A 25,660-nucleotide genomic window follows, 5' to 3' on the forward strand; every position below is an offset into this window, starting at 1 on the left:
TAGGGCTATTTTTCCCGTTCTGTTACCGGTTTACCATCGAATTATTCAACTGATTCCTGTGACCGGAGATAATATGAAAGCCATCGCCATTACCCGCGCCGCGACCGACGGCAATAACATTGAATTTTTACAAGAGATTGACCTGCCCATGCCAGTTGCTACCGGGCACGATCTGCTGGTTGAAGTGAAAGCCATTTCCGTCAACCCCGTTGATACCAAGGTCCGCGAAGGTTTTAACGCTGATGTGCCGCGCGTACTGGGCTGGGACGCCGTTGGCGTGGTGAAGTCCGTGGGCGAAGCCGTCACCCTGTTCGCACCCGGCGATGAAGTCTGGTACGCCGGAGCGCTCGGCCGCGCTGGCAGTAACAGTGAATTTCAGCTGGTTGATGAACGTATTACCGCGCTGAAGCCAAAAACACTGGATAATGCTTCTGCTGCGGCGCTGCCACTAACCGCTATCACCGCCTGGGAAATGCTGTTCGACCGTCTGGGCGTTGAGGAAAATGGCAATGAAGATGATGTGTTATTGATTGTTGGCGCGGCTGGCGGCGTCGGTTCTATTCTGACACAACTGGCCAGTAAGCTGACCAAAATGACCGTCATCGGTACCGCATCACGTCCGCAGAGCCAGAAATGGGTACGTGAAGCGGGCGCTCATCATGTGATTGACCACAGCAAGCCGTTGACGGAAGAGCTGGCACGGATAGGCATTAAAGAGGTGACGCACGTTGCCAGCCTGAACAATACCGAGCAGCACTATTCGCAAATTATTGCCGCACTGGCGCCGCAGGGCAAACTGGCGCTGATTGACGATCCGCAAACTCTCGATGCGCGCCCGCTGAAGGCCAAAAGCATTTCGCTGCATTGGGAGTTTATGTTTACCCGTTCGATGTTCACAACCCACGACATCATTGCGCAGCATCAGTTACTGACCCGCGTGGCGCAGCTGATCGACGACAACACCCTCCGTACCACGCTGGGCGAACATTTTGGCGCGATTACCGCGGCAAATCTGCAAAAAGCCCACACGCAAATTGAAACCGGCCGCTCGGTTGGCAAGATCGTGCTGGAGGGGTTTTCACATGTCTGATTCTGACGTGATTTCAATTATTGCGGTACTGAAAGCCAAACCGGGGAAAATCGACGCACTGAAACAGGCGCTACAAGCTCTGCTGCTGCCCACGCGCCGGGAGCCGGGCAATATTGAATATGCCCTGTTCCAGTTACGCGACACGCCGGATGTGTTCTACGTGCGCGAATCCTGGCGCGGTCAGGCCGGTCTGGATGAGCATATCGCTCTGCCACATTTCCAGGCGTTCATTCTACAAATGAACGATCTGCTAGCCGAACCGCTACGGCTGGATTATCTGACGCCGATTGAGCCTTAATGTCTAGACGCGCCCCCGCAGCTATGCGGGGGATTTACATCAGCCATTGCGTCCGGCCATAACACCGCCATCCACATCCCAGATGGCGCCAGTTACCCATTGCGCTTTGTCTGACAACAGGAAGGCGACGGATTCAGCCACATCACGCGGCGTACCAACCCGACCAATCGGATGGAAGCTGTCAAAGCTACTCATCACACCTTGTACGTCTTCTTTCGGGATAAATCCTTCGTAGATAGGTGTATGCACGACTGCTGGCGAAACGGCATTGACGCGGATCCCATTCGCCCCCAGCTCGATGGCCAGATTTTTAGTTAATGCATGCAGGCCCGCTTTTGCCATTGAGTACGCTGAAGAAGGTGTTGCGCCAATTGCCTGTTGCGCCCACATCGAACCAATATTCACGATGGCACCCTGGATGTTAGCCGCCACCATATTACGCACGACATCGCGGGTGATAAAAAACGTCGCGCGGTTGAGGCTCATGTACAGTTCATAATCTTCAACTTCATGATCAGTGAAAGGTTTTGGGAAGAAAACCCCAGCTGCATTTACTAACAGGTTGATGTCTTTGTGCTCAGCATTCACCGTTGCCATCACCTGCTTAACGCCCGCTTCTGACATCAGATCCGCCACAATGACAGAGACGTCACCCAGTTCCGCCAACGCCTGACGGGCCCGTTCCGCTTTCTCGGCACGATTGCCAACCAGCACCACTCGACCACCACCCTGGAGGATCAGTTTTGCGGTTTCAAATCCGATACCACTGGTACCGCCCACCACTAACAGTTTTTTGCCGACAAATAATGTGTTCATCGTTAGCCTCGTTTCAAGTATTCGTTAATGCGCTAACAATGCCACTCCCCTGAGGCGCTGACGAATGAGAAGAAATAGCGATCCGAGAAAGAAAATCTATCTCGATGGCATATACTGAAGATATTCACAAAACGGGAAATGACCTGATGCGCTCGCTTAATCGGCTTAAATGGTTACACGCTTTTGAGGCCACAGCCCGCCACGGCAGTTTTACTGGTGCGGCGCAGGAACTGGGGGTAACTCCGGCTGCCGTTGGGCAACTGGTTCGTGCGCTGGAAGACTGGGTTGGCCACCCGCTGCTGCATCGAACCCGTTCAGGTAAAGAGCGTCTCACGCTGGTCAGCGAAGCACAGGACGCGTTGCGCGAGATAACCCAGGGACTGGATAGTCTGGAATCTGGGCTGAACAAGTTACGCGGTCGGCGAGCGCGCTCGGTGGTGATTATCACGGCCTCTCAGGTACTGGTGATGAACTGGCTGATGAGCCGCCTCAATCGTTTCTCACAAGCGCATGAAAACATAGAATTACGCTTGAACGTGACGGAAAAGCTGATGGATGTTGCTCATGGCGAAGCGGATCTGGGCGTACGTTGCGGTAAAGGCGACTGGCCTGGGGTAAATAAAACCTGGCTGATGGATGAAGAAGCGGTTCTGGTTTGTAGCCCACGTATTGTGCCAGTAGATAAAATATCCTGTGGAGAATGGTTGGCCGCACAGAAGCTTATCCATGATGACACTCCCCACCCCGGCGCCAATTTCCCGGGCTGGAATGATGTCCTGACCGCCACCCAGGCACCTGCCGTTCGCGACAGTGGATTGCACATCAACTCTACCTCTGCAGTGATTCTGGCGGCGCTCAGCGGTCAAGGTGTCGCCATTGTGCGTAGGGCATTGGTGCAGCAGTTACTGACAGACGGACAACTGGTTCAGCTTCATCCCAACACCCGCTGGCCTCTGGCGTGGTCTTACTACATTGTTACGCCACAGCACGCGGTAATGCGCCCGGAGGTAAAAGTCTTTAATGACTGGTTGATTGCGGATGTGCTGGCAGAAATCACAACCATCTCTGCTATGATGCCTGCACACAAATAAAACAAAACAACATGCCGAGGGAAAGATGAGTTCCACCAGAAGAGGGATGATGAACGTCCTGATTGCCGCCGTATTGTGGGGAAGTTCAGGCGTTTGCGCGCAATTCATCATGGAGCAAAGCCAGATGTCGTCGCAGTTTCTGACCATGACGCGCCTGATTTTCGCCGGGCTCATTCTGCTGATGCTCTCTTTCGTTCACGGCGACAAAGTGTTCTCCATTATCAAAAACCGCAAAGACGCCATCAGCCTGCTGATTTTTTCCGTGGTTGGGGCGCTCACCGTACAGCTAACTTTTCTGCTGACTATTGAAAAATCCAACGCCGCTACCGCGACGGTGCTGCAATTTTTGTCACCGACCATAATCGTGGCGTGGTTTTCCGTGGTGCGCAAAGCACGACCGGGGATTTTAGTGCTGACTGCGATCTTCACATCGCTTATCGGCACCTTCTTGCTGGTCACCCACGGTAACCCGACGTCGCTGTCTATCTCACCTGCCGCGCTGTTCTGGGGAATTGCCTCGGCGTTTGCCGCCGCGTTCTACACCACCTACCCCTCAACGCTTATCGCGCGCTACGGCACGCTGCCGGTCGTCGGCTGGAGTATGTTAATCGGCGGCATGATCCTGCTGCCGTTTTATGCCGGACAGGGCACTAATTTCGTGGTGAATGGCAGTTTGATTCTGGCGTTTTTCTATCTGGTGGTCATCGGCACATCGCTGACGTTTAGCCTGTACCTGAAAGGCGCGCAGATGATTGGTGGACCGAAAGCGAGCATTTTAAGCTGCGCGGAACCGTTGAGCAGCGCATTACTATCCCTGCTGCTGTTAGGTATTACCTTTACCCTGCCAGACTGGCTGGGCACGCTTTTGATCCTCTCTTCGGTAATACTTATCTCAATGGACTCACGTCGCCGCGCCAGAGCGGTTTAACACCAACCGGCGCGGCAAAAGGTCATGATTACCAGCCCGGAACCGCGCCACCGTTAAAGATAGTTTCTGCCGCCTTCGCCACTTCCGGTGACTGATAAGATTCCAGGAACTCTTTCACATTCTCGGCATCTTTATTGTCTTCTCGCGCCACCAGAATGTTCACGTACGGTGAGTTTTTGTCTTCAATAAATACGCTGTCATGTACCGGGGAAAGCCCGGTTTGCTGGATGTAGGTGGTACTGATAATCGCCACATCCACTTTCTGATCGTCCAGCACACGCGGCAACTGCGCACCTTCCAGTTCCATAATTTTCAGATGCCGAGGATTATCAGTGATATCCAACGCTGTTGGCAGCAGGCCGGTATCCGCTTTCAGCGTAATTAACTTCTCTTTTTGCAGCAGCAACAGCGCCCGGCCCAGGTTGGTAGGATCGTTAGGTATCGCAATCGTTGCACCGTCTTTTAGTTCAGCGACAGTTTTGATTTTCTTCGAATAACCAGCCATCGGGAACACAAAGGTATTGCCCACCGCAACCAGCTTATAGTCGTGTGCTTTATTATCTTGTTCAAGGAACGGACGATGCTGGAAGACGTTGGCATCCAGCTCACCATGATTGGTGGCATCGTTGGGCAGCAGAGAACCGCTAAAACCCACCAGTTCTACCTCCAGACCATATTTTTCTTTAGCGACTTTCTTCGCGACCTCCGCTACATCCTGCTCAGCACCGTTAATTACACCCACTTTTATATGCTTTGCATCACTGCTCTGTTGATCGCATCCTGCCAGCAATAATCCCGCCAGTAATACCGCCGCCCCGGCCCCGAAATAAGGTATCTTCAGCTTCACGTTTTATCCTTTTGCAATAACCGCCTGATGAGTAATGAAATGACTATAGCGGGAAGGCCGCTGCGGTTTAAAAAACGAAAAAGCATCAGCAAGAAGAAAAAAGCATAATGGGGCTAAGATAAATTAGTCGGAAGATACTGTTAGTTCATCAATTGCAAGCCCGGTAATAATTAGCACCAGTTCACGATCGATCCCCTTCTCAAGCATGGCATGGGCTATCCGCAACGCTTCGTCTTTTTTGCCCTCGCGTTTGCCCTCTAGCAACCCTGTCCTTCGCCCCGACTCACGTAAGCATTCTGCAATCGTCATTAATCTCTCCTTATGCTGGGGAACGCGCAGGGCAACCTCTCGAATAAACGCCTCAAAACGCGGTGCGCTGCCAGACTGCACCAGGTAATTAAATAGCGTTTCTACCTGACTGTCATTAGCGTGTCCCTTAATCAACAGGGCAACCAGTTTATCGACCAGCACCATCAAATCGCGCTCGCGTATATGCTTCTGGACAAGTTCCAGTAGTGCCACTCGCCGGTGTTGCATAATCTCATCATCAGACACCACCGTGATATCGACCAGCGGGAAGGCCGCTCCATAAAGCTGCCGCGCAGTCTCTGGATCGTCAAATTCATCCAGCCAGCACAGCGAAAAAGGGTACGGGCTGGCAACGCCATGGTAAAAATGTATCGGAACCACCAGCGGCAGCGTTTTGTGCCCGGCATCAAGGTGATTCTGCATCGCGGCAATGGCGTAACGCATCATTCGGAATGCCATATGAGCATCCGGTGAACTCTGGTGTTCAATCAACGCGTAGATATAGCCTTTACCAGTTCTCGTTTTTAGCGACCACAGAACATCGGAATAACTGGCACGCAGGTCTTCCTCAATAAAACTCCCTGGCTCCAGCTTCAGTGTGTTCAGATCGCAAAGTTCACGTAATGGTGCGGGGAGATAGCTATCAAGAAAATCCCGAGCCGTTTCTGGATGGCTTAAGAACTTTTTAAATACCGCATCATGCGGCGTAGAAGTTGTTGGTTTTTTCATGGCGGTCCGTCACCAAAAGAACAAGATGACGGAACCTTACTCGCCAGTCGCACACACAACATCTGGGAATTTTTCTATCTGCGAGGCGGCTTGGCGGATAAATACATACTTTTGCAATGTATTCATTTTCAGGGAATAACGCTCGCAAAAATGCCCGGTAAGCGTGATCACCTCCGGGCAAGTACCTAAATCCTCTTTGGCGGCAGCATCCAGACCTTCCGGTCATCAAAACGTTTTCGACAAATAATGGCGCGCGGAACCGGTTTCCGGGAAGTTATCGAGGGTCATTTGCAGCTGATAACCGTTTTTCTGATAAAACGGCAGCGCCTGGAAACTCATGGTATCCACCAGCGCATGCAGGCATCCTCTCTCACGCGCCGTCTGTTCTGCGGCCTGCATCAATTTTGTGCCGTAACCACCTTTACGCAGCGAGTCATGCATCCACAGAAAATCAATGCACAGCCATTCGCCTTTGATTTTGCCGATCAGCCCACCCAGAATGTCATTGCGCTCATCGCGCCAGTACACCGCCAGGTCGCCAAAATTGGTGGTTCTCAGAAACTGCCGGTTGTAAGCGCGCAATCCGGCAAGCAGGGCATTTTGATCGTCTTCGGTAATCGTATCTGTAATCTGTATTTGCATCCTATCCTCCTGAAATAACTACAACTTCTGGCTGATTTATTTTTAGACATTAACACAGGGTGATGAGTGAGTCGTATGCCGTCTACACTTACTCTTGAGATGATGCGCATAGACAACAAGGATTATTATCATGAAACGAGTCATTTTTCCGATTATTGCCGTCCTTTTCACGCTACCTGGTCTGGCGCAAGCCGACTCGGCTTATGGCAGTCTGCAGGCTGTACACGAAAAGAATACTGTTATGAAGGATTTACGTAAGATTTGCACCCCGCAAGGGTCGCCATCTGATGAGGTGTGGGAAAAAACGATTATGGCTGATACGCGTAATCAGCAGCACATCCGCGAAGCCATTCTGGCAATTCAAAGAAACAATCAAAACAACTACTGGGAAGCGCTTGGCAAAGTTGAATGCCCGGATTTATAGGCGTGAAGCGAAATAGCCCCACGCCAGAGGGAAAGCGTTAACGCTGAGGAATAATTAAGTCGCCGCGCAGCACGTACGACCCCAGCACGCTCTGGGTTTTCTCGTTAAGCCAACTGACGATCCGCGCCGCCATGGCGTCCATGGAATATTCAATCGCCGGGATCGTAGGGATTCCCGGCAGATGCAGCGAACCGGCCAGGCTAAAGACCATAATGTCTTGCGGTACTGATTTATTAAACGCCTGCAACTGCGGGATCACCCGCTGTGCCTGCTGTTCATCCGCCACCAGCAGCGCGTTAAAATTCAGCGTGGACGCGTTGTTCAGCAGCTCCTGCAAGGCCACTGACGATGACGTTGCAGCCATAAATACCAGGTTACGGTTAAACGGCAGGAAGTTTTTTTCCAGCGCGTGTTTATAGCCCAACAGCACCTGATCGGAGAAACCCATCCCGTCCGGATGAATTAAAGCAATCTGGCGTCGGTTTTGACTTATCAGGTAGTTACAGGCGGTTTCGGTAGCGAACTCATGATCGAACTGGATGCTGTTGACGTCATCGCCGGAATCCAGACAATCCACCAGAATGACATTCTCCTGATTGATGTTCAGCGGAAAACGCGCGCCAATAATCAGGACGTCATCGCACAAGCCGCAGCTTAATTCATCAAGAGCGCTCATGACTTCCGCTTTGGTATTGGCAAAACGCAGCAGCAGGTGCTTTTGATGCTGGCTAAGATGCTTTTCCAGCGCGTAGAGATAACCCGTGGTCTGATTAATGTTGTCCTGCGCGCATATCACGCCGATACAGCCCGTAGACTGGCTGAGTAGCGACTGCGCAATCACGTTCGGACGATAATTGAGTTCATCCACCGCTTTCAACACGGCGAGGCGGCTGGCCTCTTTTACGCCACGCGATCCGCTCAACACGCGTGACACAGTGGCTTTTGACACGCCAGCCAAACGCGATACATCGTTGATAGTAGACATCATTCTCCCCTGACAGGACCCGCCTGGCCCTTTCCATCCTGAATTTAACATTGGCTCAAATAATCGCCATCCGCAGTATAGCTGTTTCCGTTTTTCATGGAAACCGATTTTCCATTTGGACTCAAAAAGAGATCTTCACAGCTAATTTCGTGAGCTAAATCCAAATAATTAGCCTTATAAGAATAAGATCTTGATGGCCGTCACAGTTCTGTTTTCCATGAATGGAAACCGGTTTCCGTATGATATCAAATCAGACTCGCAATAAGTTTTTACATTTAAAGGATGGTTCACTATGTTCAGGATTATGTTGTGTTGTTCGGCAGGGATGTCCACCAGCTTACTGGTTCGCAAAATGGTTGAAGAGGCAGAGTCTCGCGGATTGCCTGTGAAGATTGAGGCCTACGGCGTTTCCGAATTTGACATTCAGTTTCCAAATTACCAGGTGGTGCTACTCGGCCCCCAGGTAAAGTACATGCTTAATACGCTCTCCGAAAAGGCTGCCACCCAGGGTATACCCGTAAAAGCCATAGATATGATGGATTACGGTATGCAACGCGGTGACAAAGTGCTGGATTATGCTCTGTCGCTGATTGAAGCGACACATTAGAAAGGTGTCATTATGAGTTCGTTATATCAGTCAATGGTTGCCGTCATTGAACAATCCATCACCCCGCTCGCTGGCAAGTTAGGGCAGCAGAAGTATGTGATTGCAATTCGTGACGGTTTTACGGCGGCGCTGCCGTTTATGATCATCGGCTCCTTCATGCTGGTGTTTATTTTTCCGCCGTTCTCTGCCGATACCACCAACAGCTTTGCCCGGGGCTGGCTCGATTTCTCGGCAACTTATCGTGAACAGCTGATGCTGCCGTTTAACCTCAGCATGGGTGTTATGACGTTCTTTATCTCCGTGGGCATTGGTGCCAGCCTGGGCCGTCAGTTTAACCTCGATCCGGTGATGTCTGGCCTGCTGGCCTTTATGGCGTTTTTACTGGTTGCTGCGCCCTATGCCGACGGTAAAATCTCGACGCAGTATCTTTCCGGTCAGGGTATCTTTACCGCCCTCATCACCGCCATTTACTCCACCCGTATATATGCCTGGCTGAAGCAGAATAACGTGACAATCCGCCTGCCGAAGGAAGTCCCGACCGGCGTCGCGCGTTCATTCGAGATCCTCATTCCGGTACTGGTGGTGATTGCGACCCTGCATCCGCTGAACCTGTTTATCGAAGCACAAACCGGGATGATCATCCCGCAGGCGATTATGCACCTGCTGGAGCCGCTGGTTTCCGCTTCTGACTCACTGCCCGCTATTCTGCTTTCTGTGCTGTTGTGCCAGATTTTCTGGTTTGCCGGCATTCACGGCTCATTGATCGTAACCGGCATCATGAACCCATTCTGGATGGCGAACCTGTCTGCTAACCAGGCCGCTCTGGCAGCGGGCGCTGCGCTGCCCCATGTCTATCTGCAAGGTTTCTGGGATCACTACCTGCTGATTGGCGGCGTCGGTTCAACTTTACCGCTGGCATTCCTGCTGCTGCGCAGTCGCGTCGCGCATCTGCGTACTATCGGCAAAATGGGAATTGTGCCTAGTTTCTTTAATATCAATGAGCCTATTCTGTTTGGTGCGCCAATCATCATGAACCCGATGTTGTTCATCCCGTTTGTCTGCGTCCCGCTGGTTAACGCCGTGCTGGCCTATAGCGCCACCAAACTCGGCTGGCTGGCACAGGTTGTTTCACTGACGCCGTGGACTACGCCTGCGCCAATCGGTGCTTCCTGGGCCGCAAACTGGGCATTAAGTCCGGTGGTGATGTGCTTTATCTGTATGGCGATGTCAGCGCTGATGTACCTTCCATTCCTGCGTGCTTACGAACGTTCTTTGCTGAAAACCGAAGAGCAAAAAGCACAGGATGCCGTCTCCGTGGCGAACGCTGCCCGTAGCAACTCATAATGAATCAAGGAGTCAGAACAATGAGATACCGTTTTCCTGAAAACTTCTGGTGGGGCAGTGCCTGCTCAGCGCTGCAAACCGAAGGGGATAGCCTGAACGGCGGCAAAAGCCAGACCACGTGGGACGTGTGGTTCGACCGTCAGCCAGGTCGTTTCCATCAGGGAGTTGGCCCGGCAACTACCTCGACCTTTTATCAGCACTGGAAACAGGACATCGCACTGCTCAAACAGCTGAAGCACAACAGCTTCCGTACGTCTCTGAGCTGGTCGCGCCTGATTCCGGACGGTACCGGCGAGGTTAATCCTGAAGCCGTCGAGTTCTATAACAACGTCATCGACGAGCTGCTGGCACAAGGCATTACGCCATTTATCACCCTGTTTCATTTCGACATGCCGATGGTGATGCAGGAGAAAGGTGGCTGGGAAAACCGTGAAGTGGTCGAGGCGTTTGGCCGCTATGCACAAACGTGTTTTGCATTGTTCGGCAACCGGGTTAAGCACTGGTTTACCTTTAACGAGCCAATTGTCCCGGTTGAAGGCGGCTATCTGTATGACTTCCATTACCCTAATGTGGTGGATTTCAAACGTGCAGCCACCGTGGCGTATCACACCGTACTGGCGCATTCGACGGCGGTTCGGGCATATCGTGCCGCAAATCATGATGGTGAAATCGGCGTGGTGCTGAATTTAACGCCTTCCTACCCGCGTTCACAAAATCCGGCGGATGTGAAAGCCGCACACTATGCGGATCTGCTGTTTAACCGCAGTTTCCTTGACCCGGTGCTGAAGGGTGAATATCCGGCGGATCTGGTTGAGCTGCTGAAGGAGTATGATCAATTACCAACATGTCAGCCAGGCGACAGCCAGTTAATCGCCGAGGGCAAAATCGACCTGCTCGGCATCAACTACTATCAGCCGCGTCGCGTGAAATGTCGTGATAGCGCCGTCAACCCGGATGCACCGTTTATGCCGGAGTGGCTGTTTGATTATTACGAAATGCCGGGGCGGAAAATGAACCCCTACCGTGGCTGGGAAATTTATGAGCCGGGTATTTACGATATTATTACCAATCTGCGTGATAATTATGGCAACCCGCGCTGTTTTATTTCTGAAAACGGTATGGGTGTCGAGAATGAGCAGCGTTTTATTCAGCAAGAGCAAATCAACGACAGCTACCGTATTGAATTTGTCTCTGATCATCTTAAATGGCTACATAAAGGAATTAGCGAAGGCTGTAATTGTCTTGGCTACCATATGTGGACCTTTATTGATAACTGGTCATGGCTTAACGGCTATAAAAACCGCTACGGTTTTGTTCAGTTAGATTTAGCAACGCAAAAACGTACGGTGAAAAAAAGCGGCGAATGGTTTGCCCAGACCGCCGAAAATAACGGATTCGATTAGGAAGAGAACAACATGATTGCATTAGAAGAAGCAGTAATGGAAATCATCGTCAATGCCGGGCAATCCCGCAGTCTGTGCTTTGAAGCGCTGCATGCCGCGCGCGCCGGCAATATTGACGAGGCAAAAAGCCTGCTTCGTGAGGCTGACGGTTACGCCCGTCAGGCTCATCACATGCAAACCAAATTGATCGAACAGGACGCCGGGGAAGCCCGGCAACCAATGACATTAATTATGGTGCATGCGCAGGATCACTTAATGACGTCGTTATTAGCCCGCGAACTGTCAGAAGAAATTATTCATCTGTATCAGCGTTAATCGTTAATTAAACATTCAACAACGGAGAAAGCATTACGATTAAATAAAGCAGCCCTGTACCCGTTATTAAATAGACAAATCAACTTGTTTTGGTGATAGCAAATTAAACCGAGACGGGATGGTTATTATCTTAAAATAAATTAATGCACACGCTTATTCAGAATGCTCTGCGCAAACTGAAGGGTAAAGTGTCGATGAGATAACCATGAACATGATAAAAAAACTTCCAGTCACGCTGGCGGTCGTCGCCGCGCTGTGCCCAATTTCTGTCCTCGCACAGGAATTCACACAAGAACAAATCGATGCCATCGTTGCCAAAGCCGTCGATAAAGCGCTGGCTGAGCGTCAGGCAAAAATGGACGCCGCCGTGGCGAAAAAAACCGATGTCATTAACGAGCCGCAAAGCGCGGCGCAATCGCCGGATATGGCTATTCCGTTCGGTGTGAAATTCAGCGGCTATGCGCGTTACGGCGCGCATTTCCAGAGCGGCGATCAGAAATACGTTGGCGTTGATGGCTCCTACAACGGTGCTTCCGCCATCGGTCGCCTGGGTAACGAAGGCAACGGCGGCGAGTTCCAGCTCTCAAAAGCGTTCAAAAGCGATAACGGCGCCATCTGGGACATCAACGTGATGATCGACCACTGGGGCGACGAAGTTAACCTGAAAAAAGCCTACGCGGGCGTCACCAACGTACTGGAATCCAATCCCAACGCCTATATCTGGGCAGGCCGCGACTTCCACCAGCGTCCGCAACAGGGTATCAACGACTACTTCTGGATGAACCACGACGGCCAGGGCGCCGGGGTGAAGAACTTCGACATCGGCGGCGTACAGTTTGATGTCGCCACCGTTGCCGCAGTTGAATCGTGCAGCCCGGAAGTGATGGAAGACGAAGCCAACCCATCGCGTATTACCTGTACCGGCGGTTCCGGTACCGGCGATAAAGGCAACTACGCTGTGACGTCAAAAATTCACAATATGAAAGTGGGCCCGCTGGATCTGGAGATCTACGCCAACTACGGTTTTGACTCCAAAGCCGTCGAGAGCGATGACCGCCTGAAAGCCTGGCAGGGCGCATTCGTGCTGAGCCACACCAACGACAGCGGCGTGAATAAAGTGATTGCCCGTTATTCTGATAACTCCGACAACAGCGTCTATAACAAAACCGACGACCTGACTACGATTTACGCCAGCTTCGAGGGAAGTCATAAGTTTACCCGCCAGGCGCAGGTGGAATACCTGTTAGCGTTCCATGATTACGACAACAGCACCGATAAGAGCGATAACCGTAAGAACTACGGCGCGATTGTGCGTCCAATGTACTTCTGGAACGACGTTCACTCCACCTGGCTGGAAGCGGGCTATCAGCGCGTAGATTACGACAACGGCGGGGATAACCACGGCTGGAAACTGACGCTGTCGCAGAACATGTCGATCGCCATGGGACCGGAGTTCCGCCCGATGCTGCGCTTCTACGTCACCGGCGGCAAGGTGGATAACGATCGCACCGCGCGGGTCAACGGCACGCAGGATGAAACGCTGGACGACTTTAACCTTGGTGCCATGTGGGAAGCATGGTTCTGATTAGTGAGTCGTGAAGTGCCGGATACGGCGAGAACGCCTTATCCGGCGAACAACACCGAGATTATTGCATACCTTTTATGCGAACTTTCGCTGCCACCAAAAGCGCCGTCAGCAGCATCAGGCTGCCGGAAAGCATCAGGGGCGACAGCAGTCCGAGGGTATCGAGCGCATAGCCTCCCACCGCAGCCCCGCAGGTATTGGCAAGCTGGATCACGGCGACCTGGACGGATCCGGCTTTTTCTGCCTGATCGGCAAGCGAACGGGTGATCCACGTCGACCAGCCGACCGGTACCAGCGCAAACAACAGCCCCCAAATAATCGCAATACCCGCCGCGACCACTTTGTCGCTGCCCCACAGGATCAGGACCAGCGCACTGAGCGCCAGCACCAGTGGCGCACCGGCTAACGCCAGTTTGACCGAACGCTTCAAAATCATCGACGAGAACGACGTACCAACGAAACTGGCAATACCGAAGCTCAGCAGCACCAGCGTCAGGCCATCAACGTCAAAGCCCGCCAGATTCATATAGATCGGGCGAATATAGGTAAAGAAGGCGAACTGACCAGCAAAGGACATGAAGATGGCAATCATCCCGGCCATCACCCCTGGACGCTGCAACAGGCTGAACATGTTTTGTTTCTGATGCGAAGGTTCACCAGGCAGCGAAGGCAACGCTCTCACCACCCAAATCGTGCACAGCACGCCCATTACCGCCGCCGCATTAAACACGTTGCGCCAGCCGATAATGCCGCCCAAAAAGCTCCCCAGCGGCGCGGCAATTACCAGCGCAATGGAGACCGCGCCAAAAATAACCGACAGCGCTTTCGGCACCGTACGTGCAGGAACCAGACGCATAGTCAGCGACGCCGACATCGCCCAGAAGCCGCCAAGCGCCAAACCGAGGCAGGCGCGGCCAACGAGCAGTAGCGAAAAAGAATTGGCAAAGGAAACCAGCAGGCAGGAGAGAGTCAGTAGCACCGAAAACAGGATCACCACATAGCGACGATCGGTCGCCTGAACAATTTGCGTCACAAACAGGCTGGCGAACATGGCGACAAATGCCGTCACGGTCACCGATTGACCGGCCACGCCTTCAGAAATCCCCAAATCCTGCGCCATCGGCGTTAACAGGCTAACGGGGAGAAATTCAACGGTTATCAGGCAGGCAACGCAGAACGCCACGGCAAATACCGCCGACCAGTTAGGTCGGGAATTTGCCTCAGCGCGGGATTTTTGTTCAACAGCTTCACTCATTTTGTTACCTGCGTGGGGTTATTGTAGAAAAGTTACGCAGTGTAACATTAAATTTGTGACGTAATTAACGTTTTGACAACTATTCACCAGAGATCGGCTGCGCCTTATCCGGCCCAGGACAGAGAGCCCTTTCTGGCTCAATTAAGCGTCACGCGCAGCCCGGGCCAGGCCGGTTATCCACTCCTGGTGACCGTTGATCATCGGATTGGGCAGCGTACGTGCCAGTTCTTGTGCCGGAACACCAATTTGTGATTCCTGGGTCAGAATACGTACGCGCCCGCCGGGTAAATCCTCAAAGAGCCAGGCGTGGATCACATCCAGACGTGTAGTGGCGTCGCCTTCCGCCCAGCCATGCCAGGCAACACGCGCGGCCTGGCCGTCAACCGGCGGCACATACTCAGTGATTTGCGCTTCGATGGGGAAACCAAAAGTCGTAAAACGAAAGCGGGCATCCATGCTTAACAATGGACCGGAACCGTCGTGAAAACGGATATCCGCCACGTTGCTGTAATACGTCGGCCAGCGCGTTGTGTCATTAAGCTGTGCCCAGACGGCACGGGCGCTCAGTCCGGCAACGATAATTTCATTTGAGGCAAAGTTATCAGTCGTCCCCGGCAGATACGCTGCAGGCCAGATAATTGCACGTTGTTGAGTCGCTTGATTCATGATGTACCTCGTCGTGTGAGTTAACGAGGTACATCATGCTTTCGCGTAAGATATAAAGATAATGACGATTCAAAATAGTCGTCATCATAAATTTTGATATCAGTGCAGCCAGTGCACGCCATCCTCGGGCTGGAAAAAGGCGTTATAGCGCATCTGGAACGCATTAAGCTCCTGCATATCCGGCTCCATCTCGCGCAGAAAACCGAGCGCCAGACGCACCTGCGCGTCGGTAATCGGTGCAGCCAGCCGGGCTTTTTGCAGCCAGCGGTGCCATTGCAACAAGTTCTGCTCACTGCCGTCGACAATAACGATTTGCCAGATCAACAGCACCTGGGCAGCATTTTGTAGATGCGATTCATCAGGACGGTGGAGGTACTGTAAAAAAGCCTCACCCTGTACTTTTCCCATCTGATCGATCATCGATTCTACCGGCACGACATCAATGTTCAGCCGCTCGCTCAGACGGCGAATTGCCCGCCGCGACCCGGACGTTAGCACCCGAAATCCCACCACAAAAACAACCACCAGCGTGGCCAGCATTATCCAAATCATGCGCACATCCATTACCAGACAGGACGCCCATCATAGCGGCAAATTCACCTCTGTCGACGACTGAACGTGTCATAATGTGACTTATCGAACTCGCAGGCAGACATCATGAAATCTGATATCAGAACGCTGGATCTCAATCTGTTAAAAACGCTGGATGCCCTGCTGGATGAACGCAGCGTAACCCGGGCGGCACAGCGGCTGTCGCTCACCCAGCCTGCAGTAAGCGGTATGCTCAACCGCCTGCGCGACTATTTTGACGATCCGCTGTTTAGTCGCACACCGCATGGCATTGTTCCGACGCTGCGTGCCCAACAGTTGGCCGCCCCGGTCAAACAGATCCTCAGCGATATCGATATCCTGCTTAAACCGACACAATTTGACCCGCTCACCGCAGCGCTCACCTTTACCGTCGCCGCTACGGATTACGCGCTCAAAGCGGTTATCGTGCCATTTATTGCCGCGCTTCGCGTGCGCGCACCGGGCATTCGTGTACGAGTGATCCCGGTTGAGCCAGTGCTGCTCACCACACAGTTTGAGCAGGGGAAAATCGACCTGGCATTGCTGACGCCGGATTCCACGCCCGACAACCTGCATAGCCGGGCGTTATATGATGAAGAGTACGTTTGTCTCATGCGTCATGCGCATCCTGATGCGGGGCAACCGCTGACGCTCGATCGCTTCTGCGCGCTGGAGCATGTGCTGGTTTCTTATGAGGGTGAAAGTTTCTGGGGCGTCACCGATGAGGCACTGGCAAGCGTCGGACGCCAACGGCAGATTGGTTTGTCGGTTAGCAGCTTCCTGGTATTGCCGGACATCCTCGCTATCAGCGATATGATTGCCGTTGTTCCTGCCCGTCTGGCGTATGACGACACCCGTATGCACGTTTTACCGCCCCCGCTGCCCATAACCGGTTTTACAAAAAGCATGGCCTGGCATGAACGCACGCACCGCGATGCCGCTCATCAGTGGCTGCGCAATCTGGTACATGAAACCAGCCAGTTGAGAGCATAAAAAAGCCCGCCATTAAGGCGGGCAAAAGTTACCAATGCACACTTAACTTAAGCTACTTTCAATTGTTGAATCTTTTTCTCGCGGCGAATTTTACGTTCTTCAAACACAGCCACGATGGCCATCAAACAGATACAACCGATAGCGGCAGCATCCAGCGCGGCGAAAGTGCCTGCCCAGCCGGTCAGCCCGAAAATCGGCGTGCCGTCGGCAATCATCCCCAAACCGAGCTTGGCGAAGCTGTCACCAATCAGATAAGCGAAAGTGCCTTTAATCCCATCGGCTGCGCCGATCGCTTTTTTCGGCACAAATCCGACTGCCGCAACGCCGATTAACAGCTGCGGGCCAAACACCAGGAAGCCCAGCGCAAACAGCGAAGCCAGATAAACGTACTGGTTGCTGGCGTGCTGATAAACGCCCAGGGTGGCGATAATCAACGCCAGCGCTACACAGGCCACCAGCGCACGACGACCGTTCGCCAGGTCGGAGAGCCAACCCCACATCAGCGTGCCAACCAGCGCGCCCACTTCGAACAGGGTAAAGCCCTGAATCGCCACTTCTTTGGAAAGCTTCAGCTCCTGGAAGGCGTAGACTGTGGACCACTGGTCGATACCGATACGCACTACGTACAGGAAGATGTTCGAGAAACATAACAGCCAGATCACTTTGTTTTTCAGCACGTACTCAACAAAGATCTGCCATTTGGTCATCTCGTTTTCTTCGGTCTCTTTGTCTTCTTCGCTGATCTCCTCACCGAACAGCTCTTCGGCTTTACCGAGGCCATAAGATTCCGGGGAGTCGCTGCCGTAGCGCAGGCCGATAAAGCCAACAATCAGAGCAATAATCGACGGGAAGATAAACATACCGATGACGTGACCGTCGAACAGATAGTTAGCGCCAAACAGCGCCACGCCCGCTGCACCCGCACCGCCGAGGTTGTGGGAGATATTCCACATACCGAGGTAAGAACCCCGCTTGCGACGCGGCGTCCATTTAGTAATGGTGGAATAGCTACATGAGCCGCCAGTACTCTGGAAGAAACCGCTCAGCGCGTAGAAGGCGATCATCAAAAACAGGCTGGTTGAACCCGCGCCCATGCTGGCGCTGAAGCCGAGCATACAGATGGCGGAGAGGATCAGCATAAACGGCAGGAACTGCTTGGTGTTTTTACCGTCCGCGTAGTAGGAAACCAGCGTTTTACCCACGCCGTAGGTGATGGAGAAGCCCAGGCCAATCATCCCCAGCTGCGTCATGCTCAGCCCGTAGGTGGAGATCATGTCGTTCTGCGCGATGTTGAAGTTTTTGCGGATCAGGTACATGGTCAGGTAGCCGATAAAGACCACCAGATAGGACTGCATGAACGGTTTGAACCACATTTTGCGCCGCACATCGAGCGGCAGATCCAGGGTCGGCTTGCGCACCTGGTTTAGAAAGGCCAGCATTTGACACTCCCGAGCTAATTTTTATACCTGCGAATAGCAGGCATTGTAAAAATCAGCCGGAAGACGCGCCTGAGACAGCGTCCAGGTGAAACCGGGAAAATTTCTTAGTTTTGCTCCACTCGGGGCAAAAAGGTGAGGTACATCACGCTTCGTTGAGTTCGCGCGGAGCCTGGGCGTTTAAAAACGGCAGCAGCAGCAGCGCGGAAATTCCCGCCGCAATAGCGATCACCACAAAGAATCCGGTCCAGTGCCAGACCTCCATCACCTTCGCCAGCGGCCAGCCGGAGAGCGATGCCCCCAGATAAGCAAACAGCCCGACAAATCCGGTTGCCGCGCCCGCCGCCTCTTTGTGCGAACACTCCGCCGCCGCCATGCCGATCAGCATCTGCGGGCCAAAGACGAAGAATCCGGTGGTGAAGAAGCACGCTGCCTGCATCACATAGCTGGCAAACGGCATTAGCCACAGCGAGCCAACGGAGAGCAAAATTCCGGCGGCGAAAATCAGGTTCATTGGACCGCGGTTGCCGTTAAACAGCTTGTCCGAACCCCAACCCGCCACCAGCGCGCCAACAAATCCGCCCAGCTCAAACATTGTCACGGCGGTATTGGCGGTCACCAGATCCACGCCGAGCGTCTCCGACATGTACAGATTGCCCCAGTCGTTAATCGCGGCACGGACCACGTACACCAGCACATAACACAGTGACAGCAGCCAGATATAAGGATTCAGCAGCACATAGCGGGTGAGGATCTCTTTGCGGCTCAGCCCAGCACCTTCCTGCTGTTGGGCAATTTCCAGTTCATCATGCCGCCAGTCGCCAATTGGCGGCAGACCAATCGCCTGCGGCCTGTCGCGCAGCCGCCAGCAGAGAAAAATCCCCACCACAATCGCCAGCAGCCCGGCGATCATCATCCCGGCGCGCCAGCCGTAGTGCAGCGCTGTCGCCGCCATCACGATAGGGATCAGCGCCCCGCCGACGTTGTGCGCGGTGTTCCACAGCGCCCACCAGCCGCCGCGTTCAGTACGCGAATACCACGCGGTCAATAAACGCGCGCAGACCGGCGATCCCCAGCCCTGGAAAAAGGCGTTCAGCGCCCACAGCACCGCAAAGGCCCATAGCGAGGTGGAGAATCCAAACAGAATGTTTACCACGCCGGTGGCAATCAGTCCGATGCCCATAAAATAGCGAGCGTTGGATCGGTCGCTGACGATACCGGAAACAAACTTCGACAGGCCGTAGGTGATGTAAAACAGCGTCGCCAGCAGCCCAATGTCGCTGCGAGTCAGCACGCCGCTGGTGAGGATATCCGGTACGGCGGCATTGAAGCTTTTGCGTGTGAAATAGAACAGCGCGTAGCCGAGCCAGATGGTGGTCAGGATATGCCGCCGCCAGTAGCGGTAGAGGGCATCCACTTCACGCTTATCAGTAATGAGCGGCGCACTGGCCGGAGCTTTTAAAAACGAAAACATGACCGCGCCTTACACATATCGCTGGGGTAACGACACGCTGACCCGCGTGCCATGCGTACAGGAAATCGAGAGCGATCCGCCGAGGGCGCTAATCCGTTCACGCATCCCAGTGAGGCCAAATCCCTGTTGATTCGACCCAGGCGGCAGGCCGCTGCCGTCGTCCTCAATCACCAGCATTAGCCGTTCATCCTGTTGCCAGCCCTGAAGCGTCACCGCGCTGGCGTTGGCGTGCTTAACGATGTTGTTCAGCCCTTCCTGACAGACGCGAAACAGCGTCACCCGCTGGCTTTCGCTAAGTGCAGATTCATCAATTCGCCAGTCGAGATGGCTGACGATACCGCGACTTTCCAGCTCCATTTCGCGCATCAGTGAGCGGATGGCCTGCTCCAGCGTGAGATCGTCCAGTTGACGTGGTCGCAGACGGCCTAACAGGCGACGCACCGAATCGTACACGCCGAGAGAAAGTTGTTCGATGTGCGCCCCGCTGCGCTTCACCCCTGCGTTTTCTGGCGCCAGCCGCTGAACAATACCCGCCTGGGTGCGAATGGCGGTGATGGTCTGGCCGATATCATCGTGCAGTTCGCGCGCCACATCCCGGCGCACGCTCTCTTCGGTTTCCAGCAGGCGTTCCGCCAGACGATGGTTGCGTGCTAATTCATTTTGCAGCGACTGGTTAAGTTCGCGCAGACGCTGAATACCCGCACCGAGCAGCAGCCCGGTCAGGCTTTGCACCAGCAGCGAGAGCAACAGATCGACGGGATGATCGTGCCAGGTCTGGCTGGCAATCAGCGCGATGGCGTTCATCAGCGTCGCAATCAGCGCCCCCTGCCAGCCGTAGTGCCAGGCCAGCGCAATGATCGGCAACGCGAGGCAAAACGGCGTGAAGCGCGAAAGTTCGGCGGGTAAACCGAGCTGTAGCCACAGGCTGACGCTAAACAGCAGCAGGTACCAGACCAGATGTCGCCCGCGCCAGTTCACCGGCTGCGACACCACCGCCGGGCCCAGCGGCAGCCAGGTCGTGCTGGTCAGATAGTGCCAGAACACCAGGCAGATCGGCGCCAGCGTTAATCCGCCGGTGAGCGTCAGCAGCAGCGCGTTCCACGCCTCTTCACCTTGCCCAAGCCAGGGCAGCGATTGCAGCAATGCCGCCGCCGTGAGCGCCGCGCCCTGCAACAACAGCGTGCGCCAGTCGCGCTGATGGCGGTATCGCGAAATCAACATCACCGGGAGTAACGTGAGGAAGCTGCCGATCATCAAAAGTGGTAAATGGACCAGCGCCACTTCCTGTGCCAGCCAGAAAAGAAGCAGCCATTCCGCGCCCAGCAGCACCGGCCAGTAGCCGCGCGGACATTGCAGCATCAACCCCAGACGCAGGCCAAACGGAAACAGCAGTACCGCCAGCTCCGGGCGCTCAACCAGATGCAGGCTGATGCTCCACAGGCAAAACCACGCGGCAGAGAAGATAAAGAAGCAGGCAACAACGGTGATTAACCGGGAACAGAGCGTGTTCATTGCCAGCCGTCAAACATCCGGCGGGCCAGTTCGACGTCGTTGCTGACGCCCAGCTTTTCCATCAGGTTGGCGCGATGCACGTGCACCGTTTTCGGCGACAGACCCAGTTCAGCGGCAATCTCTTTGACCGCCATACCTTGCGCCAGTTTTTCCGCCACCTGACGTTCGCGTTTGGTGAGCGGATCCTGACGACCGGCCGCCAGTTTGACGGCGATGTCCGGCGTCAGGTAACAGCCGCCAGTCGCCACGGTATGCACCGCCGCGATCAGCTCATCCGGGCTACAACGTTTAGAAAGGAAACCACGCGCGCCCGCGTTGAGCGCCTGCTCCACCAGCGCCGGGCTGTCGTGGACAGAGAGCATGATAATCGCCATTCCTTTTGGCAACTGGCTTAACAGTTCAAGACCGGAGATATCAGGCATAGAGATGTCGCAGATACACACCTGCACGCCGCGTCCCGGTAATCCCGCCAGCGCCTCACTGCCTGAGCCAAACTCAGCGACCACCTGCAAATCAGGTTCCAGCCCCAGCAGTTGGGCAAAGCCGGAGCGGACGATGAGGTGGTCGTCAATAAGGGCAACGGTAATCATGGGTTCATCCTGGCGCTAAGGCATGCCTGATGGCGCTACGCTTATCAGGCCTACGGGCGGGTGCCGTTGTAGGCCGGATAAGGCATTAATGCCGCCACCCAGCAAAAGCGCTTACCTTAACGATAAGTGCTTTGGTGTTCAAGCCTTGAGCGATCAGGCTATGCCAGTTGTGACTGTAAATGTCCGGGTGTGCTGCGGTTCTATTTCAATCAAGGTGCCATTGCGTTGTGCTGCCAGGAATCCTTCAGGTCGACAGGTTGCAGGCAAGGCGAATGCCGCAACCTGTTGATCGCCGTTGTAGAGGATCCAACGCGTCACATAATTCAGCTCCGTGCTGGAGAAACGCGTAACGAACGTGGTGCCATCAGGCGCGATCATGCTAAATTCTGGCTTATCAGTGTACCTGTCCAGTTGGTCAGCAAAGAAGACAATTTCCGGATCGTAAAAATGGGGTTCATTGAGCCGCGCCAGAGAAGCCTCGCCCTGTACAATCCGCTGATTAAACGCCAGCCACTGCTCAGTCGGCTTAACATGCGCGGGTATCGACTCACGCAGCTTCATGGCCTCATCCGGAATATTCTGGCTGAAGGTGGCTTCCGATACGTAGGCGTAGTTCATATGGCACATGTACTGCAACGGCATTGCCACTGAGGCGAGGTTGGTAACCGCCATCTGAATATCAAACAGCGCGCTCGCTTTGTGCATTACCACCGCAGGATGCGCCTGATAATGATGACCGAACCCCATCACATACTCATAGCGTCCACCCACGCGCAAATTCTCACCCTCCAGCTCCAGCCAGGCTTCATCCATCGCGGCACAAGCCATTTCACCGTGCAAAGGATGTGAATCCTCTGGTGATGGGCAGCCATTTGCCAACAGACCTGAGTGGAAGGCAAAACAGCCGTAGGTCGCCACCACTTCCGCCGCCGGTTTCGGCTGACTGAACATGTTACGCATGGTCAGGTCATGGCCATCAAACTGAGCATCCCAGATCATCTGCCCCATCCAGGGCAGAATAACCAGATGTCCACGACTGTTTTCTACCTTCAGCCCTTCCACTCCGCTGGCGTAACGAAATGCGGTAACCGTGAAGTCGTTATTCTTCAGTAAGATTCGCGGATGCTCTGCAAAGAGTTCTCGCCACAGCGTTATACGTGTTGTCATGATCGCTCTCCTCAGGAAACTGTCGCTTCAGCCAGGTTGTTGCGCACTTTGCTTTCACGCCAGAAGTAGATCCCGACATACACGAAGCACAGCATGGAGACCAGGAACGAGAGTTGCAATGAATGGAACATATCGGCCACATAGCCCTGAATCGCAGGAACCACCGCCGCACCGACAATCGCCATGACAATGACAGCACCTGCCATTTCGGTATGTTCGTTATCCACGGTATCAAGCGTACCCGCATAGATTGTCGCCCAGCAGGGTCCAAACAGGACACTCACCAGCACTGCGACATACACAGCGCTGAAGCTTGGCGCCAGTGCAACATAGACGAGGAACAGCGCACCAATAATGGAATAGAGAATCAGCACTTTTTCCGGATTGAAGCGCGTCATCAAAATGTTGGCGATAAACTTGCCGATAAAGAAGCAGGCGAAGCTATAGACCATGAAGGTTGAGGCGTCGCGCTCGTTGATATCACCTAATTCCAGTGCCAGACGGATGGTGAATGACCACACCGCGACCTGCATCCCCACATAAAGAAATTGCGCCACAATTCCACGACGGAAACGGGCATTGCTGGCCAGATAACGCAGTGTATCCATCGCTGACGGGCGTTTATGACTCGTGGTTTGCGCGACTTTACAGGTCGGGAAGCGAGTCAGGAGGAATAACACCATCACCACAACCAGTACCATAATCATGTACTTGTATGGCTCAAGGGTATTTTCCAGCATCAACACTTTAAAGTTATGGATCTGCTCAGCGTTCATCCCGGCCATCTGTTTTTCCAGGCTTTCGCCTTCAGAGAAGACCAGATATTTACCCAGCAGAATGCCAGCAGCCGCACCAATAGGATAAAAAGTCTGACTGATGTTCAGGCGTAAAGTGGCATACGCTTTTGGGCCGATCATTGAGCTGTAGGTGTTGGCTGCTGTTTCCAGAAAGCTCAGACCAATCGCAATCGCGAAAATCGCCGCAAGGAACATGGTGTAGGTGGCCATGTGCGATGCCGGGAAAAAGAGCGTACACCCAACGATATAAAGGGTCAGCCCCATTAAGATGGCGACTTTATAACTGGTCTTTTTAATCACCAGAGATGCTGGAATCGCAATTAAAAAATAACCGCCATAAAAGGCACTCTGAACTAATGCCGAGGCAAAATTGCTGAGTGAAAATACGCTTTTGAATTGCGTAATCAGAATATCATTTAATGCGGCTGCGCATCCCCATAACGGGAATAAACAGGATAACAAAATAAACTGGAACAGAGGGGTCTTATTCAAATAGCCGTCAGGCATCTGAATGATGTTTTTATCGTTCATAGTGCTACCTTTTACAGTGCAGGAGTATTATTCGTTTAAGGTAAGAAACTCATTAAATTGTTCGATGCTTGGATAAGATGATTGAGTGCCTTTCCCAGTAACGCTGAAAGCAGCGAAGAGAGCGGCTTTTTTCATGGCGGCTTCCACATCACCGCTTTGAACGTAATAGTGAGCAAAACAACCGATGAAAGCGTCGCCTGCGCCACTGGTATCGACAGCGTTCACTTTAAACGCTGGAACATGGACTTCCTGGTCACGCGTCATCCACAGCGCACCTTTCTCACCCATGGTGACGATAATATTGTTCAGACCTTTATCAACCAGAGAACGTGCCGCTGCGCGAATATGGTCATAAGTATCTACTGGCATACAGGTTAATATTTCCAGCTCGGTTTCATTCGGCACAAAAAAATCACATTTACAGGCATAAGACATATCTAATTCCCGTAATGCAGGGGCGGGATTTAGTAACACTTCAATACCGTGTTTTTTGCCAAATTCAATCGCGTGATAAACGGTTTCCAGCTGCACCTCCAGTTGCAGGACAATAAGCTGACATTTTTTCAGATCTTCCGCCGCACGATCGATATCTTCCGGGGAGAGAAATTTGTTCGCTCCTTTAATAATCAGAATACTGTTGCTGGAGTTCGCATTAACAAAGATCGGTGCGACACCGCTGCTGGTGCAGGGTACCTTTTCGACATAGGTAGTATTAATTCCCCAGGATTCGAGATTGCGAATAGTGTTATCCGCAAAAATATCATCACCGACTTTTGTCAGCATCAGCACTTTGGAATTGAGCTTAGCGGCCGCAACGGCCTGATTTGCGCCTTTGCCCCCGCAGCCAATTTTGAACGCCGGTGCTTCCAGCGTTTCCCCTTCTTTGGGCATCTGGTTGATGTAGGTGATGAGATCCACCATGTTGGAGCCAATAACCGCGATATCCATTTTACTACCTCTCAGAAACAATCACACAACAATGATATTAAAATAACATTATCATGTTACTTTCGTATCATTTGTGACTAGGATCGCGATTGGAAGATCATTTTATTGTTTATTTATTGCACTGAATGTTACACCCACATCACAATACAAATGATGAAGTTGCTTACAATTGACTGAAAATTAACTGGTTATAATCAATAAAACGTGAAAAAACACGCTTTTATTTCCGGATAGTCAGACGTATAGTAATGCGGCAATGTCATGTTCTCAGAAACACAAAAATGTTACTGAAGGAACATGGGAACATG

26 protein-coding genes are annotated in these 25,660 nt (G+C 53.0%); 11 read left to right on the forward strand and 15 right to left on the reverse strand.

The genetic code is table 11. From position 1 onward, the window contains the following. The first annotated feature begins 73 nt into the window (after positions 1 to 73). A complete protein-coding gene (locus SK38_RS21610) occupies positions 74 to 1,090 on the forward strand; it encodes a zinc-binding alcohol dehydrogenase family protein (RefSeq protein ID WP_048237031.1) in 1,017 nt (338 codons plus the stop codon). Between the two features lie 7 nt (positions 1,091 to 1,097). Continuing rightward, complete coding sequence (locus SK38_RS21615; protein WP_162623446.1) at positions 1,098 to 1,388, forward strand: putative quinol monooxygenase; 291 nt, start codon at positions 1,098 to 1,100, stop codon at positions 1,386 to 1,388. A 39-nt stretch (positions 1,389 to 1,427) separates the two neighbouring features. Here SK38_RS21615 and SK38_RS21620 read toward each other — a convergent pair whose 3' ends face one another. Continuing rightward, positions 1,428 to 2,204, reverse strand: coding sequence for an SDR family NAD(P)-dependent oxidoreductase (locus SK38_RS21620; protein ID WP_048237032.1), 777 nt, complete (start codon positions 2,202 to 2,204; stop codon positions 1,428 to 1,430). Between the two features lie 146 nt (positions 2,205 to 2,350). Between SK38_RS21620 and SK38_RS21625 the strand changes: the two genes are divergently transcribed. Both SK38_RS21625 and SK38_RS21630 read left to right on the forward strand, forming a co-directional pair. Next, positions 2,351 to 3,295, forward strand: a complete 945-nt coding sequence (locus tag SK38_RS21625) for a LysR substrate-binding domain-containing protein (RefSeq protein WP_048227379.1) — start codon at positions 2,351 to 2,353, stop codon at positions 3,293 to 3,295. 25 nt (positions 3,296 to 3,320) lie between these two features. Further along, positions 3,321 to 4,223 (forward strand): carboxylate/amino acid/amine transporter, encoded by a 903-nt coding sequence (locus SK38_RS21630; RefSeq protein ID WP_048237033.1) that lies wholly within the window; start codon positions 3,321 to 3,323, stop codon positions 4,221 to 4,223. A gap of 28 nt (positions 4,224 to 4,251) precedes the next feature. On the opposite strand, the gene nlpA is transcribed toward SK38_RS21630, so the two are convergent. The 3 genes from nlpA to SK38_RS21645 all read right to left on the reverse strand — a co-directional run bounded on the left by nlpA (position 4,252) and on the right by SK38_RS21645 (position 6,750). Beyond that, positions 4,252 to 5,070, reverse strand: coding sequence for a lipoprotein NlpA (gene nlpA / locus SK38_RS21635; protein ID WP_048237034.1), 819 nt, complete (start codon positions 5,068 to 5,070; stop codon positions 4,252 to 4,254). A gap of 123 nt (positions 5,071 to 5,193) precedes the next feature. Further along, entirely contained in the window at positions 5,194 to 6,108 is a 915-nt protein-coding gene (locus SK38_RS21640; protein ID WP_048237035.1) for an Rpn family recombination-promoting nuclease/putative transposase, read from the reverse strand. 225 nt (positions 6,109 to 6,333) lie between these two features. After that, on the reverse strand, positions 6,334 to 6,750 hold the full coding sequence (locus SK38_RS21645) for a GNAT family N-acetyltransferase (protein WP_003827152.1): 417 nt from the start codon (positions 6,748 to 6,750) through the stop codon (positions 6,334 to 6,336). 130 nt (positions 6,751 to 6,880) lie between these two features. Between SK38_RS21645 and SK38_RS21650 the strand changes: the two genes are divergently transcribed. Then, complete coding sequence (locus tag SK38_RS21650; protein WP_003827149.1) at positions 6,881 to 7,174, forward strand: YicS family protein; 294 nt, start codon at positions 6,881 to 6,883, stop codon at positions 7,172 to 7,174. Between the two features lie 37 nt (positions 7,175 to 7,211). Here SK38_RS21650 and SK38_RS21655 read toward each other — a convergent pair whose 3' ends face one another. Continuing rightward, positions 7,212 to 8,159 carry a LacI family DNA-binding transcriptional regulator gene (locus SK38_RS21655; protein ID WP_032941556.1) on the reverse strand — a complete coding sequence of 316 codons (948 nt, stop codon included), beginning with the start codon at positions 8,157 to 8,159 and terminating at the stop codon, positions 7,212 to 7,214. A gap of 292 nt (positions 8,160 to 8,451) precedes the next feature. Between SK38_RS21655 and SK38_RS21660 the strand changes: the two genes are divergently transcribed. The 5 genes from SK38_RS21660 to SK38_RS21680 all read left to right on the forward strand — a co-directional run bounded on the left by SK38_RS21660 (position 8,452) and on the right by SK38_RS21680 (position 13,413). After that, positions 8,452 to 8,766, forward strand: a complete 315-nt coding sequence (locus SK38_RS21660; protein WP_008786511.1) for a PTS sugar transporter subunit IIB — start codon at positions 8,452 to 8,454, stop codon at positions 8,764 to 8,766. 12 nt (positions 8,767 to 8,778) lie between these two features. Further along, positions 8,779 to 10,110 (forward strand): PTS cellobiose transporter subunit IIC, encoded by a 1,332-nt coding sequence (locus SK38_RS21665; RefSeq protein ID WP_008786512.1) that lies wholly within the window; start codon positions 8,779 to 8,781, stop codon positions 10,108 to 10,110. Positions 10,111 to 10,130: 20 nt separating this feature from the next. After that, on the forward strand, positions 10,131 to 11,513 hold the full coding sequence (locus SK38_RS21670) for a glycoside hydrolase family 1 protein (protein ID WP_048237036.1): 1,383 nt from the start codon (positions 10,131 to 10,133) through the stop codon (positions 11,511 to 11,513). A gap of 12 nt (positions 11,514 to 11,525) precedes the next feature. Further along, positions 11,526 to 11,828 carry a PTS lactose/cellobiose transporter subunit IIA gene (locus tag SK38_RS21675; protein WP_008786514.1) on the forward strand — a complete coding sequence of 101 codons (303 nt, stop codon included), beginning with the start codon at positions 11,526 to 11,528 and terminating at the stop codon, positions 11,826 to 11,828. 205 nt (positions 11,829 to 12,033) lie between these two features. Further along, positions 12,034 to 13,413: a carbohydrate porin gene (locus SK38_RS21680; RefSeq protein ID WP_048237037.1), complete on the forward strand. Its 1,380-nt coding sequence runs from the start codon at positions 12,034 to 12,036 to the stop codon at positions 13,411 to 13,413. Between the two features lie 61 nt (positions 13,414 to 13,474). Here the strand turns inward: SK38_RS21680 and nepI are convergent, their stop codons facing one another. The 3 genes from nepI to SK38_RS21695 all read right to left on the reverse strand — a co-directional run bounded on the left by nepI (position 13,475) and on the right by SK38_RS21695 (position 15,886). Further along, complete coding sequence (gene nepI / locus SK38_RS21685; protein ID WP_048237038.1) at positions 13,475 to 14,668, reverse strand: purine ribonucleoside efflux pump NepI; 1,194 nt, start codon at positions 14,666 to 14,668, stop codon at positions 13,475 to 13,477. Positions 14,669 to 14,809: 141 nt separating this feature from the next. After that, on the reverse strand, positions 14,810 to 15,334 hold the full coding sequence (locus tag SK38_RS21690; RefSeq protein WP_003827143.1) for an SRPBCC domain-containing protein: 525 nt from the start codon (positions 15,332 to 15,334) through the stop codon (positions 14,810 to 14,812). Positions 15,335 to 15,433: 99 nt separating this feature from the next. Beyond that, complete coding sequence (locus SK38_RS21695; RefSeq protein WP_003827141.1) at positions 15,434 to 15,886, reverse strand: DUF1198 family protein; 453 nt, start codon at positions 15,884 to 15,886, stop codon at positions 15,434 to 15,436. Between the two features lie 105 nt (positions 15,887 to 15,991). Between SK38_RS21695 and SK38_RS21700 the strand changes: the two genes are divergently transcribed. Further along, positions 15,992 to 16,897, forward strand: a complete 906-nt coding sequence (locus SK38_RS21700) for a LysR family transcriptional regulator (protein WP_003827139.1) — start codon at positions 15,992 to 15,994, stop codon at positions 16,895 to 16,897. A gap of 47 nt (positions 16,898 to 16,944) precedes the next feature. Here SK38_RS21700 and uhpT read toward each other — a convergent pair whose 3' ends face one another. The 7 genes from uhpT to rbsK all read right to left on the reverse strand — a co-directional run bounded on the left by uhpT (position 16,945) and on the right by rbsK (position 25,352). Beyond that, positions 16,945 to 18,336 carry a hexose-6-phosphate:phosphate antiporter gene (gene uhpT, locus SK38_RS21705; protein WP_048237039.1) on the reverse strand — a complete coding sequence of 464 codons (1,392 nt, stop codon included), beginning with the start codon at positions 18,334 to 18,336 and terminating at the stop codon, positions 16,945 to 16,947. A 142-nt stretch (positions 18,337 to 18,478) separates the two neighbouring features. Continuing rightward, the gene (locus SK38_RS21710) at positions 18,479 to 19,807 is read right to left on the reverse strand and encodes an MFS transporter (RefSeq protein WP_048237040.1); all 1,329 of its coding nucleotides are present in this window, start codon (positions 19,805 to 19,807) and stop codon (positions 18,479 to 18,481) included. Between the two features lie 9 nt (positions 19,808 to 19,816). Continuing rightward, positions 19,817 to 21,319 carry a signal transduction histidine-protein kinase/phosphatase UhpB gene (gene uhpB, locus SK38_RS21715; RefSeq protein ID WP_032945436.1) on the reverse strand — a complete coding sequence of 501 codons (1,503 nt, stop codon included), beginning with the start codon at positions 21,317 to 21,319 and terminating at the stop codon, positions 19,817 to 19,819. After that, positions 21,316 to 21,909 carry a response regulator transcription factor UhpA gene (uhpA, locus tag SK38_RS21720; RefSeq protein WP_003023923.1) on the reverse strand — a complete coding sequence of 198 codons (594 nt, stop codon included), beginning with the start codon at positions 21,907 to 21,909 and terminating at the stop codon, positions 21,316 to 21,318. Before uhpA ends, uhpB begins: the two co-directional genes overlap by 4 nt. A 153-nt stretch (positions 21,910 to 22,062) precedes the next feature. Continuing rightward, positions 22,063 to 23,076 (reverse strand): aldose 1-epimerase family protein, encoded by a 1,014-nt coding sequence (locus SK38_RS21725; RefSeq protein ID WP_048237041.1) that lies wholly within the window; start codon positions 23,074 to 23,076, stop codon positions 22,063 to 22,065. Between the two features lie 11 nt (positions 23,077 to 23,087). Next, complete coding sequence (gene fucP / locus SK38_RS21730; RefSeq protein ID WP_003827126.1) at positions 23,088 to 24,404, reverse strand: L-fucose:H+ symporter permease; 1,317 nt, start codon at positions 24,402 to 24,404, stop codon at positions 23,088 to 23,090. A 27-nt stretch (positions 24,405 to 24,431) separates the two neighbouring features. Then, positions 24,432 to 25,352: a ribokinase gene (gene rbsK, locus SK38_RS21735; RefSeq protein WP_048237042.1), complete on the reverse strand. Its 921-nt coding sequence runs from the start codon at positions 25,350 to 25,352 to the stop codon at positions 24,432 to 24,434. Positions 25,353 to 25,660 lie beyond the last annotated feature (308 nt).

The organism is Citrobacter sp. MGH110, from assembly GCF_001037515.1.
GTDB classification, from domain to species: domain Bacteria; phylum Pseudomonadota; class Gammaproteobacteria; order Enterobacterales; family Enterobacteriaceae; genus Citrobacter; species Citrobacter portucalensis.

Bases quoted from the DNA above. Each gene is read 5' to 3' on its own strand.
- SK38_RS21675 (WP_008786514.1), top strand. From the start codon at position 11,526: ATGATTGCATTAGAAGAAGCAGTAATGGAAATCATCGTCAATGCCGGG.
- uhpA (WP_003023923.1), bottom strand. From the start codon at position 21,909: ATGATTACCGTTGCCCTTATTGACGACCACCTCATCGTCCGCTCCGGC.
- SK38_RS21630 (WP_048237033.1), top strand. From the start codon at position 3,321: ATGAGTTCCACCAGAAGAGGGATGATGAACGTCCTGATTGCCGCCGTA.
- SK38_RS21620 (WP_048237032.1), bottom strand. From the start codon at position 2,204: ATGAACACATTATTTGTCGGCAAAAAACTGTTAGTGGTGGGCGGTACC.
- rbsK (WP_048237042.1), bottom strand. From the start codon at position 25,352: ATGGATATCGCGGTTATTGGCTCCAACATGGTGGATCTCATCACCTAC.
- fucP (WP_003827126.1), bottom strand. From the start codon at position 24,404: ATGAACGATAAAAACATCATTCAGATGCCTGACGGCTATTTGAATAAG.
- SK38_RS21655 (WP_032941556.1), bottom strand. From the start codon at position 8,159: ATGTCTACTATCAACGATGTATCGCGTTTGGCTGGCGTGTCAAAAGCC.
- nepI (WP_048237038.1), bottom strand. From the start codon at position 14,668: ATGAGTGAAGCTGTTGAACAAAAATCCCGCGCTGAGGCAAATTCCCGA.
- SK38_RS21710 (WP_048237040.1), bottom strand. From the start codon at position 19,807: ATGTTTTCGTTTTTAAAAGCTCCGGCCAGTGCGCCGCTCATTACTGAT.
- SK38_RS21610 (WP_048237031.1), top strand. From the start codon at position 74: ATGAAAGCCATCGCCATTACCCGCGCCGCGACCGACGGCAATAACATT.
- SK38_RS21625 (WP_048227379.1), top strand. From the start codon at position 2,351: ATGCGCTCGCTTAATCGGCTTAAATGGTTACACGCTTTTGAGGCCACA.
- uhpT (WP_048237039.1), bottom strand. From the start codon at position 18,336: ATGCTGGCCTTTCTAAACCAGGTGCGCAAGCCGACCCTGGATCTGCCG.
- SK38_RS21645 (WP_003827152.1), bottom strand. From the start codon at position 6,750: ATGCAAATACAGATTACAGATACGATTACCGAAGACGATCAAAATGCC.
- SK38_RS21700 (WP_003827139.1), top strand. From the start codon at position 15,992: ATGAAATCTGATATCAGAACGCTGGATCTCAATCTGTTAAAAACGCTG.
- SK38_RS21640 (WP_048237035.1), bottom strand. From the start codon at position 6,108: ATGAAAAAACCAACAACTTCTACGCCGCATGATGCGGTATTTAAAAAG.
- SK38_RS21670 (WP_048237036.1), top strand. From the start codon at position 10,131: ATGAGATACCGTTTTCCTGAAAACTTCTGGTGGGGCAGTGCCTGCTCA.
- SK38_RS21725 (WP_048237041.1), bottom strand. From the start codon at position 23,076: ATGACAACACGTATAACGCTGTGGCGAGAACTCTTTGCAGAGCATCCG.
- SK38_RS21660 (WP_008786511.1), top strand. From the start codon at position 8,452: ATGTTCAGGATTATGTTGTGTTGTTCGGCAGGGATGTCCACCAGCTTA.
- SK38_RS21650 (WP_003827149.1), top strand. From the start codon at position 6,881: ATGAAACGAGTCATTTTTCCGATTATTGCCGTCCTTTTCACGCTACCT.
- SK38_RS21695 (WP_003827141.1), bottom strand. From the start codon at position 15,886: ATGATTTGGATAATGCTGGCCACGCTGGTGGTTGTTTTTGTGGTGGGA.
- SK38_RS21665 (WP_008786512.1), top strand. From the start codon at position 8,779: ATGAGTTCGTTATATCAGTCAATGGTTGCCGTCATTGAACAATCCATC.
- SK38_RS21690 (WP_003827143.1), bottom strand. From the start codon at position 15,334: ATGAATCAAGCGACTCAACAACGTGCAATTATCTGGCCTGCAGCGTAT.
- SK38_RS21680 (WP_048237037.1), top strand. From the start codon at position 12,034: ATGAACATGATAAAAAAACTTCCAGTCACGCTGGCGGTCGTCGCCGCG.
- uhpB (WP_032945436.1), bottom strand. From the start codon at position 21,319: ATGAACACGCTCTGTTCCCGGTTAATCACCGTTGTTGCCTGCTTCTTT.